The organism is Haemophilus haemolyticus (assembly GCF_001008205.1).
Lineage (GTDB): Bacteria > Pseudomonadota > Gammaproteobacteria > Enterobacterales > Pasteurellaceae > Haemophilus > Haemophilus haemolyticus_Q.
This window is the reverse complement of record NZ_LCTK01000013.1, coordinates 1-13,911: the sequence shown is the minus strand read 5'-3', so window position 1 is coordinate 13,911 and position 13,911 is coordinate 1. Positions and strand designations below refer to the sequence as shown.

General features: G+C 36.8%; 13 protein-coding genes. 2 read left to right on the top strand and 11 right to left on the bottom strand.

Annotated elements, in window-relative coordinates; translation table 11 throughout:
* Window positions 1-7 precede the first annotated feature (7 nt).
* Genes lsgE through lsgA form a run of 5 tightly spaced genes read right to left on the bottom strand, consistent with a single transcriptional unit; the run spans window position 8 to window position 4,865 of the window.
* Window positions 8-889: a lipooligosaccharide biosynthesis N-acetyl-glucosamine transferase LsgE gene (gene lsgE / locus AAX18_RS03130; RefSeq protein ID WP_046952917.1), complete on the bottom strand. Its 882-nt coding sequence runs from the start codon at window positions 887-889 to the stop codon at window positions 8-10.
* Between the two features lie 11 nt (window positions 890-900).
* The gene (gene lsgD, locus AAX18_RS03125; protein ID WP_046952916.1) at window positions 901-1,674 is read right to left on the bottom strand and encodes a lipooligosaccharide biosynthesis galactosyltransferase LsgD; all 774 of its coding nucleotides are present in this window, start codon (window positions 1,672-1,674) and stop codon (window positions 901-903) included.
* A gap of 11 nt (window positions 1,675-1,685) precedes the next feature.
* Entirely contained in the window at window positions 1,686-2,747 is a 1,062-nt protein-coding gene (gene lsgC / locus AAX18_RS03120; protein ID WP_046952915.1) for a lipooligosaccharide biosynthesis family 4 glycosyltransferase LsgC, read from the bottom strand.
* Between the two features lies 1 nt (window position 2,748).
* Window positions 2,749-3,663 carry a lipooligosaccharide biosynthesis sialyltransferase LsgB gene (lsgB, locus tag AAX18_RS03115; RefSeq protein WP_046952914.1) on the bottom strand — a complete coding sequence of 305 codons (915 nt, stop codon included), beginning with the start codon at window positions 3,661-3,663 and terminating at the stop codon, window positions 2,749-2,751.
* Window positions 3,660-4,865 carry a lipooligosaccharide flippase LsgA gene (lsgA, locus tag AAX18_RS03110; RefSeq protein ID WP_046952913.1) on the bottom strand — a complete coding sequence of 402 codons (1,206 nt, stop codon included), beginning with the start codon at window positions 4,863-4,865 and terminating at the stop codon, window positions 3,660-3,662. The genes lsgB and lsgA overlap by 4 nt, the downstream gene beginning before the upstream one ends.
* Window positions 4,866-4,999: 134 nt before the next feature.
* On the opposite strand from lsgA, the gene AAX18_RS03105 reads away from it, so the two are divergent.
* Together AAX18_RS03105 and hypF are read left to right on the top strand one after the other, a co-directional pair.
* Window positions 5,000-5,743, top strand: coding sequence for a YdcF family protein (locus AAX18_RS03105; protein ID WP_046952912.1), 744 nt, complete (start codon window positions 5,000-5,002; stop codon window positions 5,741-5,743).
* Window positions 5,744-5,842: 99 nt separating this feature from the next.
* On the top strand, window positions 5,843-8,146 hold the full coding sequence (gene hypF, locus AAX18_RS03100; RefSeq protein ID WP_046952911.1) for a carbamoyltransferase HypF: 2,304 nt from the start codon (window positions 5,843-5,845) through the stop codon (window positions 8,144-8,146).
* Between the two features lie 52 nt (window positions 8,147-8,198).
* Here hypF and hycI read toward each other — a convergent pair whose 3' ends face one another.
* The 6 genes from hycI to AAX18_RS03070 all read right to left on the bottom strand — a co-directional run.
* Entirely contained in the window at window positions 8,199-8,657 is a 459-nt protein-coding gene (gene hycI / locus AAX18_RS03095) for a hydrogenase maturation peptidase HycI (protein ID WP_005626092.1), read from the bottom strand.
* Complete coding sequence (locus AAX18_RS03090; RefSeq protein ID WP_005645452.1) at window positions 8,650-9,057, bottom strand: formate hydrogenlyase maturation HycH family protein; 408 nt, start codon at window positions 9,055-9,057, stop codon at window positions 8,650-8,652. The genes hycI and AAX18_RS03090 overlap by 8 nt, the downstream gene beginning before the upstream one ends.
* A gap of 477 nt (window positions 9,058-9,534) precedes the next feature.
* Complete coding sequence (locus AAX18_RS03085) at window positions 9,535-10,311, bottom strand: NADH-quinone oxidoreductase subunit B family protein (RefSeq protein ID WP_005626090.1); 777 nt, start codon at window positions 10,309-10,311, stop codon at window positions 9,535-9,537.
* Window positions 10,308-10,883, bottom strand: coding sequence for a formate hydrogenlyase complex iron-sulfur subunit (locus AAX18_RS03080; RefSeq protein WP_005626087.1), 576 nt, complete (start codon window positions 10,881-10,883; stop codon window positions 10,308-10,310). The genes AAX18_RS03085 and AAX18_RS03080 overlap by 4 nt, the downstream gene beginning before the upstream one ends.
* Window positions 10,884-10,893: 10 nt before the next feature.
* Window positions 10,894-12,624 carry a hydrogenase large subunit gene (locus tag AAX18_RS03075; RefSeq protein WP_046952910.1) on the bottom strand — a complete coding sequence of 577 codons (1,731 nt, stop codon included), beginning with the start codon at window positions 12,622-12,624 and terminating at the stop codon, window positions 10,894-10,896.
* Between the two features lie 19 nt (window positions 12,625-12,643).
* On the bottom strand, window positions 12,644-13,911 hold a 1,268-nt coding region (locus AAX18_RS03070), incomplete at its 5' end, for a hydrogenase 4 subunit F (RefSeq protein ID WP_046952909.1).

Below are 13,911 nucleotides of genomic sequence, written 5' to 3'. Positions count from 1 at the left end.
TATTTTCCTACATAAACCGTTTTAAATTGATGGCTAATTTTGGCGAAATTAAAATAACCAACGTAATAATGAATTGTTTAATGCTTTTTGTTTTCTTAAAAATATCAAAATAATATTTTGCTGCTTTACGCGATAAATTCATGATATGGGGATAAGCCAAAATATAGCTCGCGTTAATATCAAAATTACAAGCTTGCTCTACCGTTTTCACATAATGCTCACGAATATAATCAATCGCTTTTTGCGTGTTGGTAGTATCCGTAGACACGCTTGAACGTTTAGTATGGAAAGTACAATAAGTCAGTGGATCATTAATTTTATAAGGTTTAAAACTTGGCTCTTGCAGCAGTTTTAATAAGAAATCATAGTCTTCCAAAGAACGAAGTTCGGTGGATAATCCGCCTATTTTTAAAAACATCTCTTTTTTAATCGCAACCATTGGCATGCCACCAATCTTATTGGCTAACAAAATACGTTCTGTCGAGATTTCTTGAGGTTCAATCGGTTGAGTCACATAAGTAAACCCTTCATTGACCATTTCACACTTAGCTGGATGATAAATAAAATTAATGTCTGGATTTTGCTCAATAACTTGTAATACTTTTTCACATTTTTCCGGCATAAAACGATCATCATCATCGAGAAACAGCAACCAATCTCCCTTTGATGCATGCGCGCCAATATTACGACTTTCTGCCGCACCTTGATTGGTTTCATTACGAATCACTGTAACTGGAAAAGAATAGCGTTGATCAACGACGAGTTTTTCTTTTGAGCAATCATCCACAATAATCACTTCAAAATGAGTCGATGTTTGTTGAGTTAAACTTTCTAATAAAGCTGGCACTTCTGCTCTTCGATTATAAGAAGGCACAATAATGCTTAACATAATTCCTTCCTTTAATTAGCCAAATTTTTCTTAATCGCAAAAATTTTTTTCAATGGATATTTCATTAATTTTTTAAACAAATTATTGGATAAAGATCCACGAACACTTTCTAAATTGCTTATCAATACAGGATTTTCAATGACCATGAGAGGGCGAACCACTTTATTTCTTATATTAAAATCCTGTTCAAAGAGTAAAAAATCATCCGCTAACCAAAATGGTTTGTTTTGAGAAACTTGCTGGATAAATATTCTTGCAGCAGATTTTTTAATAAGATAGCCCACAGTTCCAGCAAAATAACTTTTATAAGGGAAAGCGTAATTTACATCGCCTGTTTTTTTGCATAAAAAAGAAAAGGTTGTCGGATAATTAATTTCTAAATCAAAATCATTGAAATCATTAATTTTTGACTGCCCAACCAATATAATTTCAGACTCAAGTTTTTCTGCTAAAAGTGCGGTTAAATTTTGCTGAAAATCTGAATGGAATAAAGCATCGTCTTCACAGACTAACGCATAACTATTTTCAGCGATGTCATTGTCTTCAACAATTTTTTGGTATACAGAAAGATGGCTTAATGTACAGCCTATTTCACCCTTAGTGACATTACGGCCATAATGTGCTTTAAATTGTTCAATATTAAAAATAGTAGCTAATTCATCCCAATCTTTTTGCATGGTATTAATGGCAGAAAAAATTTGGAAATCCTCAGTATTTTTTTGAGAAAAGAATAATTCCCGACGCTGAATATCTTTATCTAAAGAGATCAAATATTTTTTTAACATAAAATTATTCCTTATAAAATCGCTTTCCATTCTTCAATAATTTTATCAATGCCATAATCTTCACTCATTACACGAGATTTGTCTGACATTTGTTGATAAAGTTCAGGATTATTCATTAATAAATCTAAACCGTTAACCATTTCTTCAATATTATTTTGTTCACAAAGAAAACCATTTTCTTTATTTTCCACTAATTGATTTACGCCCGGAGAACAATTAAAGGCAACAATAGGTAAGCCAAATGCCATCGCTTCAATAACGACTAAAGGCAATCCTTCTGTTTGTGAAGGTAAACAATAAATTGAACTGCTTTCATAATAAAAAGCGACATCATTGGTACGAGGAATAAAATTAACTGAATCTTCAATATCCAATGCTTTAGCAAGATTTTTTAAATTATCTTCTTCCTCACCCGATCCCACTATTTTTAAATTCCAATCTGGGTGTTTTTTTGCTAAAACGTGCCAGGCTTTTAATAAATAATCGAAACCTTTATAAGAAAATAAATGCCCTACAGATAAAATAGTTTTATTTTCCCATTTTGCTAATTTATTCTTTGGCAAAAGCGTATTTGGATTAGCAATACTGATTATATTGTTCGTTTTAAATTTTTCTTGCCACAGCGTTTTTTCTGACTCGGTTAATGTAACGACTTTATCACATCTTGTTGAAGCTAAATATTTACCGAGTGTACGAACTAGACGATTGCCAGTAAAGTTAAAAGAATAATGCTCCCATAAAATATGCTTTACATGTAAATTGACCAACGCCAAAGCTGAAAAGAGCATAATCGCACCATCAACCACAATTAAAGTATCAAGTTGCAATTCTTTAACCAATTCTCTTAATTTTTTTGTAATAGAAAAATAATCTTTTTTCAATGAATAGGGCAATTTATTCATTGCGTAAATATTAATTTTTTCATCAACTTGGAAAAAAGGCTTGTTACCGCCAATGCTAATAAAAGAAACATCATATCCCTGTTTAACAAGAGCATTAGCAACATTAATGGAAACTCGCTCAGTTCCACCCGCACTTTCGATATTCATAATAAAGAAACCAATTTTTTTCATTTTAAATTTCCTTATAAATCGTTAATCCAAGGTCTGGAAATGAATCGTAACAGAATTGCCATCTTGGAATACTCGTTCTAATAAAACGAATTTCTACATTAGGATGACTTAATAAATTAAATGCAACAGAACTGAAGAACGTGTAAATAATCACCTTTTTATTTGCTAAATTCTTAAATACGTAATCTTCAAAAATGAGTTCTGATTCAACATAATTTACCCCATCCACTCGGTAATCTTCTGCTGGATGAGGGAAATAATAGTCAAAAGGAATCTGATCTTTTAATTTTTTTATTAATGAGACGTTTTCCCCTTTTGTATTTAACAATGGTTGTCCGATAAAAAATGAGACTTCGCCATCTATCTCACCATCTACTTTATTATCCCATAAGGAAATAGGTTCAACATTGGGAACAATATTTTTGTAATTAGGATAAACCGTATAATGTTTTTTTATTTTTTTAAATAATTTATGCACACTATATCTATCGCCAATAAAGGCTTTAATCAGTTTATATTTAAATGAGCCAGGCTCTCTCAATAAATTAGGATGTGGGAAAATATTATCTGAACCATCATCAAAGGTATAAAGCTCTTTAAATGAAACATGACTAAGATAAGTTTGTAGCCATAATGAATTAAGATTGGCGAGAAAAACCTTATCAAAACTTTTATGCGTAATTTTATTCTTAAGCTGGCGCATTAATTTTAGGGAATCGAAACCTTTTAGATCTTTTCCCGTATCAATGTTCATCGAATCATTACAAACTTCTGCTAATTTACTCGCATACAAGGTTCTTTTTTTATCCCATACACCACCAAACATGATGCCAAAGAATTGCTCGTTAGGATGTAATTCAATGATTTTTCTCGCAATTAATACTTGCAATGGTGTGCAACAAAGAATGAGATTCATAGGGTTTTACTCACTTTAGATGTCATAAAATAAAGAATAGGAATAATGGAAAGCGAACCAATAATTCCAGCATAAGGGATATATTTAATTTCAGTAAAAGTTAAAGCCACAAGGCTCGCTACATAAATAACTGTAGATAAAACCGAACATTGGGAAATAAGTTTATTTTTTCCATAATAGAAAAGATAATTAACTAAAATCAAATAAGGAATACTTAATGTGGTCGAAATTAAAAATAAAATAAAATAATATTTCGTTCCCACAAATTGGCTACCTAAAATCCAAACTAGCACATCTTCAGGAATAATCCACATGATTAAAGCAGGAATAGGTATCAGCAAAAAGGAAAATAACGCCCATTTATGTAGCTGTTGAATCACTAATTTTTTTTGTTTTAAGGCTTCATAAAAATAGGGAATAATCGCTTTATTAAGTGCTTGAATAGCAATAGAAAAAATTAAAGCAAGTTGAGCCCCCATCGCATAAAGCCCTAAATCTGTTTCACTGAATTTATGATAAATAAAAATACGGTCTAACTGCCCTTTTAAGAAAAAGCTCGCATGATGCAAAATAAGCGGTAATCCAAATCCTAAAATATAAAATAATGCGGATTGATAATGTTTATATTGATATTTTTTAGATGTTGCACTCTTTCTGTAAAGAAAATAAGAAAAAAACCAAACAACCAAATTGCTCAATAAAATTGCCAAAATTCTTTTTTCAACAAGATCATTTTGATAATACTCGAGCAATGCGACGGTAAATACCGCACCAGTAACTGTGAGTGAAAATTGAATAAAAGCATAAGACCAAGCCTTTTTCTGGCATTGTCTTACACTTAGCTGAACATTTAAGAAAGATTGAAAAATTGAGGAAAGTGCGGCATAAAATAATATTTCTGACTGAGCAATCCAACAGCCAATTAAAATAATGCTGCCAATTATAGTGGTATAAACATAGCCAGTATTCACCACTAAATTTAATGAACGTTTTCCGTAAAAATAAAAATAACGGGAAATTGCGCCCTCTTGAGTTAAAGAAACCACAATCAAAAATAAACTTAAAAAAGTTTGATAATAAGAAAGTGAGCCATACCCTTCTACGCCCAATTTACGCGATAAATAAGGCAAAAGTAAAAAAGGAACTAACTTTGACGATAATTCCCCAACAAGGTAAATGACACTGTCTTTAAAAACTTTCATAAATATAACCGCACTTTTTGTGAATTCGAGCGTTTGTTTATCAAAAAATAAGGGGGCTTATTTTAACAAAATCAACATGGACAAGCTATGACTAATCATTATAATGAAACCGCTCTATATCAAGGATCTTATCTATGTTAGAACTAGGAAAACTTCTTACCGCACTTATCGCACCGCCTCTCAATACCGTTGTATTACTGATTATTGCAGCGATTATTTATCGTTTTCATTTCAAAAAATTAGCCAAATTTATTGCGCTTATCAGTTTCACTTGGCTTTATGTCATGAGTGCGCCTTTTACTAGTTTATTTCTAACAGATAATGATGACACTCCAGCCCTTACGCTAGATGAGTATAAACAAGCTCAAGCCATCGTGATATTAGGCGGTGGATCTTACCCAACTAAAGAACTGTATGCAGACACGGCTTCTGGCGCACCACAACTAGAACGTTTACGTTATGCGGCATTTTTACAAAAAGAAACGGGCTTACCTGTTTTAACCACAGGCTATTCTTTGATAGGCATTTCTGAAGGCGACTTAATGGCAAAAGAACTTAACCAATTCTTTAATGTGCCAACGCAATGGATCGAAAATAAAGCCCGTAATACGGAAGAAAATGCCAGTTTCACTAAAACTATTTTAGTTAAAGATCATATTCAAAAAATTATTTTAGTAACAAATCAATGGCATATGAAACGAGCCAAATACCTTTTTGAAAAACAAGGATTTGATGTTCTTCCGGCTGCAGCGGCAAGCTATGGCAGCAAAGGACATTTATCTGCAAAATCTTTTGTTCCTGACTTAGGCGCATTAAATAGCAATATGGTTTTATTAAAAGAGTGGATTGGTTATTGGAAAGCCCATTACGTAGAATAATTTGCTTATAAAAACGAATCTTCTTTGATGAAAATCACAGCTTGCACATATATTTTCGGTTACCATAAAAATCACTCAATTTGATGTAGAGAATAAGTTATGAACGGAATCGAATTACGCATTAAAGGCAAAGTGCAAGGTGTGGGATTTCGCCCTTTTGTGTGGTTATTAGCAAATGAATATGCCCTAAAGGGCGATGTAAATAATGATGGGCAAGGGGTATTAATTCGATTTGTAAATCCAGAAAAAGATGCGCTTACGAATTTTTTAAAAGATTTACAGGAAAAACTACCGCCTTTAGCACTGATCACAGATATTCAACAATGTGAAAAACACTGGGAAAATCTACCGTACTTTGCTGAATTTGTAATACGAGAAAGCGAAAACAATGCGATGGACACACAAATTGTGCCTGATGCCGCCACTTGTCCCGCTTGCGTAGAGGATTTATTCAATCCTGAAAATCGTCGTTATCACTATCCTTTCACTAATTGCACCCATTGCGGGCCTCGTTTTACGATCATCAAAAAAATTCCTTATGATCGTAAAAATACATCGATGTCGGATTTTCCTTTCTGCCCAGATTGTGAACATGAATATAAAAATCCAGCAGATCGTCGATTTCATGCCCAACCTAATGCCTGCCCAGTTTGCGGCCCGCATATTTGGTTACAAGATACCGAACATCAACTTGCAACACATCAAACAGCCTTAAAACAAACCGCACTTTTGCTCAAAGAAGGGAAAATTTTGGCAATCAAAGGGATCGGCGGTTTTCATTTGGCTTGTGATGCACAGAATTTCAATGCGGTTCAATTGCTGCGAGATCGTAAACATCGTCCAAGCAAACCTCTTGCCGTAATGGTGCCAAGTTTAGATTTTTTACAAAATTTAACAGAAACCGAAATCAAACTACTCACTAGCACAGCTGCACCAATCGTTTTGTTACAAAAAAATAAAGTGTCCAATCTCGCAGAAAATATCGCACCGAATTTAAATGAAATTGGGGTGATGTTACCGAGTAATCCATTGCAGCATTTACTCTTACGTGAAATCAATCAACCGCTCGTCATGACATCTGCCAATCCTAGTGGTGAGCCACCTGTTCTAGACAACGAAAGTTCGGTGAAAAAATTGAGTTATTTAGCAGATTTCTATCTTTGCCATAATCGCGATATTTTGCAACGCGCTGATGATAGCTTAGTGAGAGCCTCTTTTGATGGTATAGAAACGCTACGCAGAGCGCGTGGCTACGTTCCTGATGAAATGCTATTGAAAACGGAAAATACAAAAAATATCTTAGCGTTGGGCTCTGATCTTAAAAATACATTTTGCCTACTAAAACAAAATAAAGCCGTCGTTAGCCAACATATTGGTGATACCGCCAATGAACTTGTGCAACAACAATTAGAAAATAATATCGACTTATTTTGCCAAATTTATCAATTCAAACTGGATTTAATCGCGGTGGATGCGCACTCAGGTTATTTTTCATCAAAAACGGGGAAAAATCTCGCAAAAAAATTATCAGTACCTTATGTGGAAGTTTTACATCATCACTCACATATTGCTGCTGTGTTAGCAGAACATCATTGTCATGAAAAAGTGATTGGTCTAGCTTTAGATGGTATTGGAATGGGGGATAACGGGCAACTCTGGGGCGGTGAATGTTTATTAGTGGATGGCGAACAATCTCAACATTTAGGTGGATTGCCTGCCGTTGCTTTGCCTGGTGGCGATCTTGCCGCAACTCAACCTTGGCGCAATTGGCTTGCTCATCTTCAAAAATTTGTACCCAATTGGCGTGACATTGCAGCTAAAACTTGTTCAGAATTGCCTTGGGAACCACTCTCCAATGCTATTGAACGTAATCTTAATTCTCCCCTAATTTCATCAGCTGGGAGATTATTTGATGCGGTAGCTTATGGATTAGGTATTGTGGGTGACAAACTCTCTTGGGAGGGCGAGGCCGCTTGTTATTTAGAAGCGCTGGCCACAAAATCTGATTTTATCAAAGATGAAAAAAGTGCGGTCAATATTCAGGTTAAAATGCCAATCAAAAATAATCAATTGGATTTAGCCACATTTTGGCAAAATTGGCTGGATTACGATGATTCCAAAGAAAACAAAGCATTTATTTTCCATTATGCGCTAGCAAAAGGTTTTGCTGAATTAGCTTGTCAGCAAGCCAAACGCCACAATTGCAAAACCATTGTACTTTCAGGCGGTGTAATGCATAACCAATTATTACGTCGTTTATTGAAACAAGAGCTTGTGGAGTTTAATGTGTTAAGCGCACATCAATATCCAATGGGAGATGGCGGATTAAGTCTAGGGCAAGCGATGATCGCATCAAGATTGTCTGCTAATGCCAAATTCATTTTAACAAATGTTGCTTATTAACATATAAAAAAACGATCGCAAGTTAAGCGATCGTTTTTATGAATGAAGGCAATTACAATCGAGTAATTTCTCCTAAATCGCCCCCATCCTTCAAAAATCCATAGAAAAATTCCACCGCACTTTTTACAGCTTCACTCATCGGAAAACCAAAGGAAACAAGATCGGGCTGGATACCAATAAAAATAACCTCAGGAATATCTTCCTCTAATTGCTCGATTAAAAAATTAAGTGGCAAATTATGCGTGCTGACGAAGAACATTTCTGCGATGAGTTCTTTATCGATAATACGAATTTTGCCAACGGGCAATTCCATTTCTGTTGCATCAAAGATAATTAAACGCTTTGGTTTCATGGCACGGATCTGATGCACAAGATTTTCCGGTGCAGAACCACCATCAAGTGCGGTCCAATTTGGCAACGGATTTTCACTACAAAGCTGAGCAAGATAAGGGCCAGCGCCGTCATCGCCCATCATTGTGTTACCAACAGTTAGGATTACATTTTCATTCATCACGGCGTTTCACCATAATATACATCACAGGTTCACGCTGAATGGAAGCAAGCGTATCCATTAAAATATCGACCCATTTTTGATGTTCAGGCGAAAAATTGGATCTATTTTCATCTAGTGCCTTAGCCAATAAATTCACATGACTTGAATCAATCACAATTTCACCAAATTTCATTAAGCCCGCAAATTTACGTTTTGCATCCCCTTCAGGGAAAGTATCTACAAAACGTTGGTAATCGGCATAATCACAAATTAGCAATTTTTTAAAACAGTCAATTACTCCAACGTGGTGGCCAATCGCAAGGGAATAATACATTACTTGCTTGGCTTGCTCTGGAACTTGCTCATCGTTTTCAACAAAACGCTCATTGAGTAAATAGAAAAAAACTTGGGTTGTCATGGTACGTCCTATAAAACTTGTAAAGTAATTTCTTCGCTAATCAATACTGCCAAATCTCCCCTTCCCCCTCTTTGCTAAAGAGGGGGATTCTTCTTTAGCAATAAAATGTCTTCTCTCTCATTTTAGTTTTCTGTTGTTAATGCAGAAAACTAGATTGAAATAGACCGCTCTTATTCCTCTATTTTTCCAAAGAGGAGGATTCTTCTTTAGCAATAAAGTATCTTCTCTCTCATTTTAATTTTCTGTTGTTAATGCAGAAAACCAGATTGAAATTGACAGCTCTTATTACTCTCTTTTCCAAATAGAGAATTCTTCTTTAGCAATAAAGTATCTTCTCTCTCATTTTAGTTTTCTGTTGTTAATGCAGAAAACCAAATTGAAATTGACCGCTCTTATTCCCCTCTTTAGCAAAGAGGGGTAAGGGGAGATTTGGCAGAAATCAAAACGGAGCTATTAGTTTATTTAGCAATCGTTAGACTATCCCGAAAACGGCATACTAATTGCATGTAATCGGTTTACGATTTCACTCAAACGAGGATCCGCTTCACGTTCCAAAAATTCGCCAAGGCGAACACCAAATGGAACCTGATCTTTTTCAGACATCATACTCATAAATTGATTAGCAATGTCTCCACCTTGTCGATATCCCGCTAAACGACGTGCTTCACGTTCTAATTCCACGCGTAAATCTAATGGAATATTTGGGAAACGTAATTTAGCCTCAGCATTAGGATCGGCAATTTCTTGTTTACCTTTGAGTTTTTGATCAAGTAAACCAAGTGCCATTGCAAAACCATAAATAGTCGCCGCTGGAGTTGGAGGACAACCAGGAATATACACATCAATTGGCACAATTTGATCACTACCACCCCATACACAGTACAAGTCATGGAAAATACCGCCACCACAACCGCACGCCCCATAAGAAATACAGATTTTTGGATCAGGTGCAGCTTGATAAGCACGCATTGCTGGTGTACGCATTGCACGAGTTACCGCGCCAGTGAATAATAAAATATCCGCATGGCGAGGTGAGGCAACAACCTTAATCCCAAAACGTTCTGCGTCAAAGGTTGGTGTAATGGTACTAAAAATTTCAATTTCACAACCATTACAACCGCCACAGTCAACACGGTAAACATAAGCGGAACGTTGAATATTTTTCAACAAAGTTTGTTTCATTTTCGCAATGTTTTCATCCACACTAAATGGCGTTGAAATACCATTCACAGGCATTGGGATTTGTGTGTTCATCTTGCAATCTCCCTAACGTGATCAAATAACGCCAATTTCACGCGCATATTGGATTCCATATCGGCGGTTTTTTCCAAACTGTTTTGGCGTTTACAGGTTGGGCAAGTGTTGAGCACCGCTAATTTATGTTTTACCAGTTCATCGTTATCCAACGTTTGTTTGAATAAATCCACGGCATAATTGAGTTCTTTATGAGAAACAAAAGGTTGGCCACATTGATGACAAATCGTTGTAGTAAAGGTTGTTTCTTGATAAAGATCCTGTTTATTGCTAACTGATAATTCAAAATCTTGGCTTAAACGAATCGCTTTTGTTGGGCAAACTTCTTCACAGCGGCCACAGAAAATGCAGCGGCCTAAAAATAATGACCAAGTACGTTCGCCTGTTTCTGGATCGGTACGCATGGTAAGCGCATTAGCTGGACATGCCATCGTACAGGCTGCACAAACAATACATTGATCAGAGTTCAGTTCTGGTTTACCACGGAAATCAGGATCTACTTCATAGGGTTTAAACGGATATTTAGTGGTAACATCCCCCGCATTTAATACGGTTTTAAGTAATTTAAACATTGTGCGCCCCCTATTTTAATGGTGAATTTTTACGTTCAATTCCGTAGCGTTCGATTTCTTTGTAAGAAACCGTTTGTGCTTTGCGTTTACGTACATCCACCACCGTCACACGGTCAGTACAAGAATAGCAAGGGTCAAGGCTACCAATAATAAGTGGCGCATCTGATACCGTATTGCCACGCAACATATAACGCAAAGTTGGCCAGTTTGCATAAGTCGCTGCACGACAACGCCAGCGATATAATTTTTGGTTATCACCAAACATTGACCAGTGAATATCTTCACCACGCGGTGCTTCCGTGATACCTAACGCAAAACGTCCTGGAGTGTAATTGAAACCTTCAGTGATAATCGCACCAGTAGGCAAGTTATCTACCATATAATCAATGATATTCATGGATTCAAATACTTCATTTACCCGCACTTTCACACGAGAAATTACATCGCCACCTTGTTCGGTGAACATATTGAATGGTACATCGCCATAGCCAGAGAAGGGGTGAATTTTACGCACATCACGTGAGAAGCCAGAACCTCGAATCATCGGTCCGACTGGGCTGAAATCACGCGCAACTTGACGATCAAGCACTCCTACGCCCACAGTACGTTGTTCCATATTTGGCGTATTGAGTAAAATATCTACCAAAGTTTTAAGCTCTTCACGCATTTCTGCAATAAGCTTAATACATTGTTCACGTTGGTGTTTCAACATATCACGACGCACACCACCGATTAAGTTGATTCCATAGGTTTTACGTGCACCAGTAAGCACTTCTGCAAGAGTCATCGATTTTTCACGAACACGGAAGAATTGCATAAAGCCTGTATCAAAACCAGTAAAGTGGCTAGATAAACCTAAGTTCAATAAATGACTGTGCAAGCGTTCCACTTCCAACAAAATTGCACGAATCCATTGTGCCCGTTCAGGAATTTGAATACCTAATGCATTTTCGACTGAGTTAGCATAAGCAACGCTATGGGTAAAACCACAGATACCGCACACACGGTCAGCCAAGAAATTGACTTGATCGTAATCCATTCGGGTTTCTGCCAATTTTTCCATACCACGGTGTACATAGAATAAACGATAGTCCGCATCAATGATATCTTCCCCATCCACGAATAAACGGAAATGTCCTGGTTCATCCGAAGTGATATGTAACGGGCCAAGTGGAACAATACGTGCTTCGCCTTTTTCGTTAATAAACTCATAGGTTTCCGTTGCCGTAGTTGGATCTGGACGCAAACGGTAGTCCATTGAATCTTTACGTAATGGGTAAAGATCATCTGGCCAGTCATCTGGTAACACTAAACGACGTTGATCGGGAAGACCGACGGCTTTTAAACCGTACATATCGAATAATTCACGTTCGCCCCACACCGCCGCTTTGACTTTCGGTGTCACGGAAGGAAATTCGAGTGTGACTGGATCTACGAGTGCTTTAATCGTCACAAAAGTTTTGACGACACCTTCCATAGAAAGCACATAATACACTGCATAATGACCATGAATTGAGCGTTCATCGTTACCAAAAACTAATGGCAACCAGCCTTCATGTTGATAGTAAAGATATTCCACCACATCAGGTAACATATTAGTTTTCACTGTTAAAGTCACTTGATTCGGTGTAGACCACTCCTCATCTAAAATGGTATTCGGAAATTTTGCATTAACGGCTTCAATATAATTTTTGCCGAGCATTTTTACCGGATCGACCGATGTATTTTTAGTTAATTCCATTTTTTCCCCCAGTTGTCGATCATTTCGCTAAACTTTGCCAAGGTAAAACTAGCATATCGCCAAAGGACACATGTTCAGATCCAAGCACAATTCCTACCGCACTTTTTAGTAACTGCAAGATTGGCTCTGCAATATGGATACCCATTACAAACATTAACAACAATAGTATGGCCATTGCCGCCAAAGAGACTTTACTGACTTCGCCTGCTTCCACATTATCAGGTTGTTTGCCAAGCACTGTTTTTAATAGCATTAAGGCAAGTCCTGCAAGCACGATAGTGAGTAAAATTAAGCATAAAATAACTAACCAAGTTTTACCCGCTGTAATCCCTGCAACCACAACACTAAATTCACTCACAAATACGTTAAATGGAGGGATACTACCCAATGCCAACGCACCACCTGCGAAAAGCACCGCACTCACTGGTGCAACACGCCATAATCCACGCACTTGATTCATATCACGAGTTTTATATTTCAATAGAATATTACCCGATGCACAGAATAATAAGGTTTTCGCAAGACTGTGGTTGATGGTGTGAAGTAAACCTGCAAATACCCCAATTGGGCCACCAAGACCGAAAGCGAAACTGATTAAGCCCATATTTTCGATACTTGAGTAAGCAAGCAAACGTTTAATATCAAATTGCACGATGATAAATAACGCCGCCACAAGCACTGAAAGTAAACCAAAGATCAACATTAAAGTTTGTGGAAACTCTGCGCCAACCGCTTTTGAAACTAATGTGTAGTAACGCAACACCACAAGCATTGCACAGTTTAATAACACCGCTGATAAAATTGCACTCACTGGGCTTGGTGCTTCACTGTGTGCGTCTGATAACCAAGTATGCATTGGAAATAGACCGCACTTCGTGCCGAAACCAATCAATACGAAAGCGAATGCGATATACATCAACATTGGGTTTAAACCTGTGGCTTGTTGATTCACTGCTGACCAGAAAATCGCTTGGCTTGGATCAGCAAGCACGCCATTTGCATTAGCAAAGGTTAAAAGTGTTCCGTATAAACCGAAAGCGACGCCAACAGAACAGATGATGATGTATTTCCACGCAGCTTCAAGGGATGTTTTTTGTTTGTAAGTACCGACCAAAAACGCAGAGCTTAATGTTGTCGCTTCAATGGCAACCCACATTAAAATTAAGTTATTGGTGATAACTGACACAATCATCGTAAAGAAGAATAAGTGTAAGAAACCGTGGTAATGAGCATAGGTTTTAAAATCAATATGCCCTTCTTCCAATTCAGTGTTCATATAACCGATGG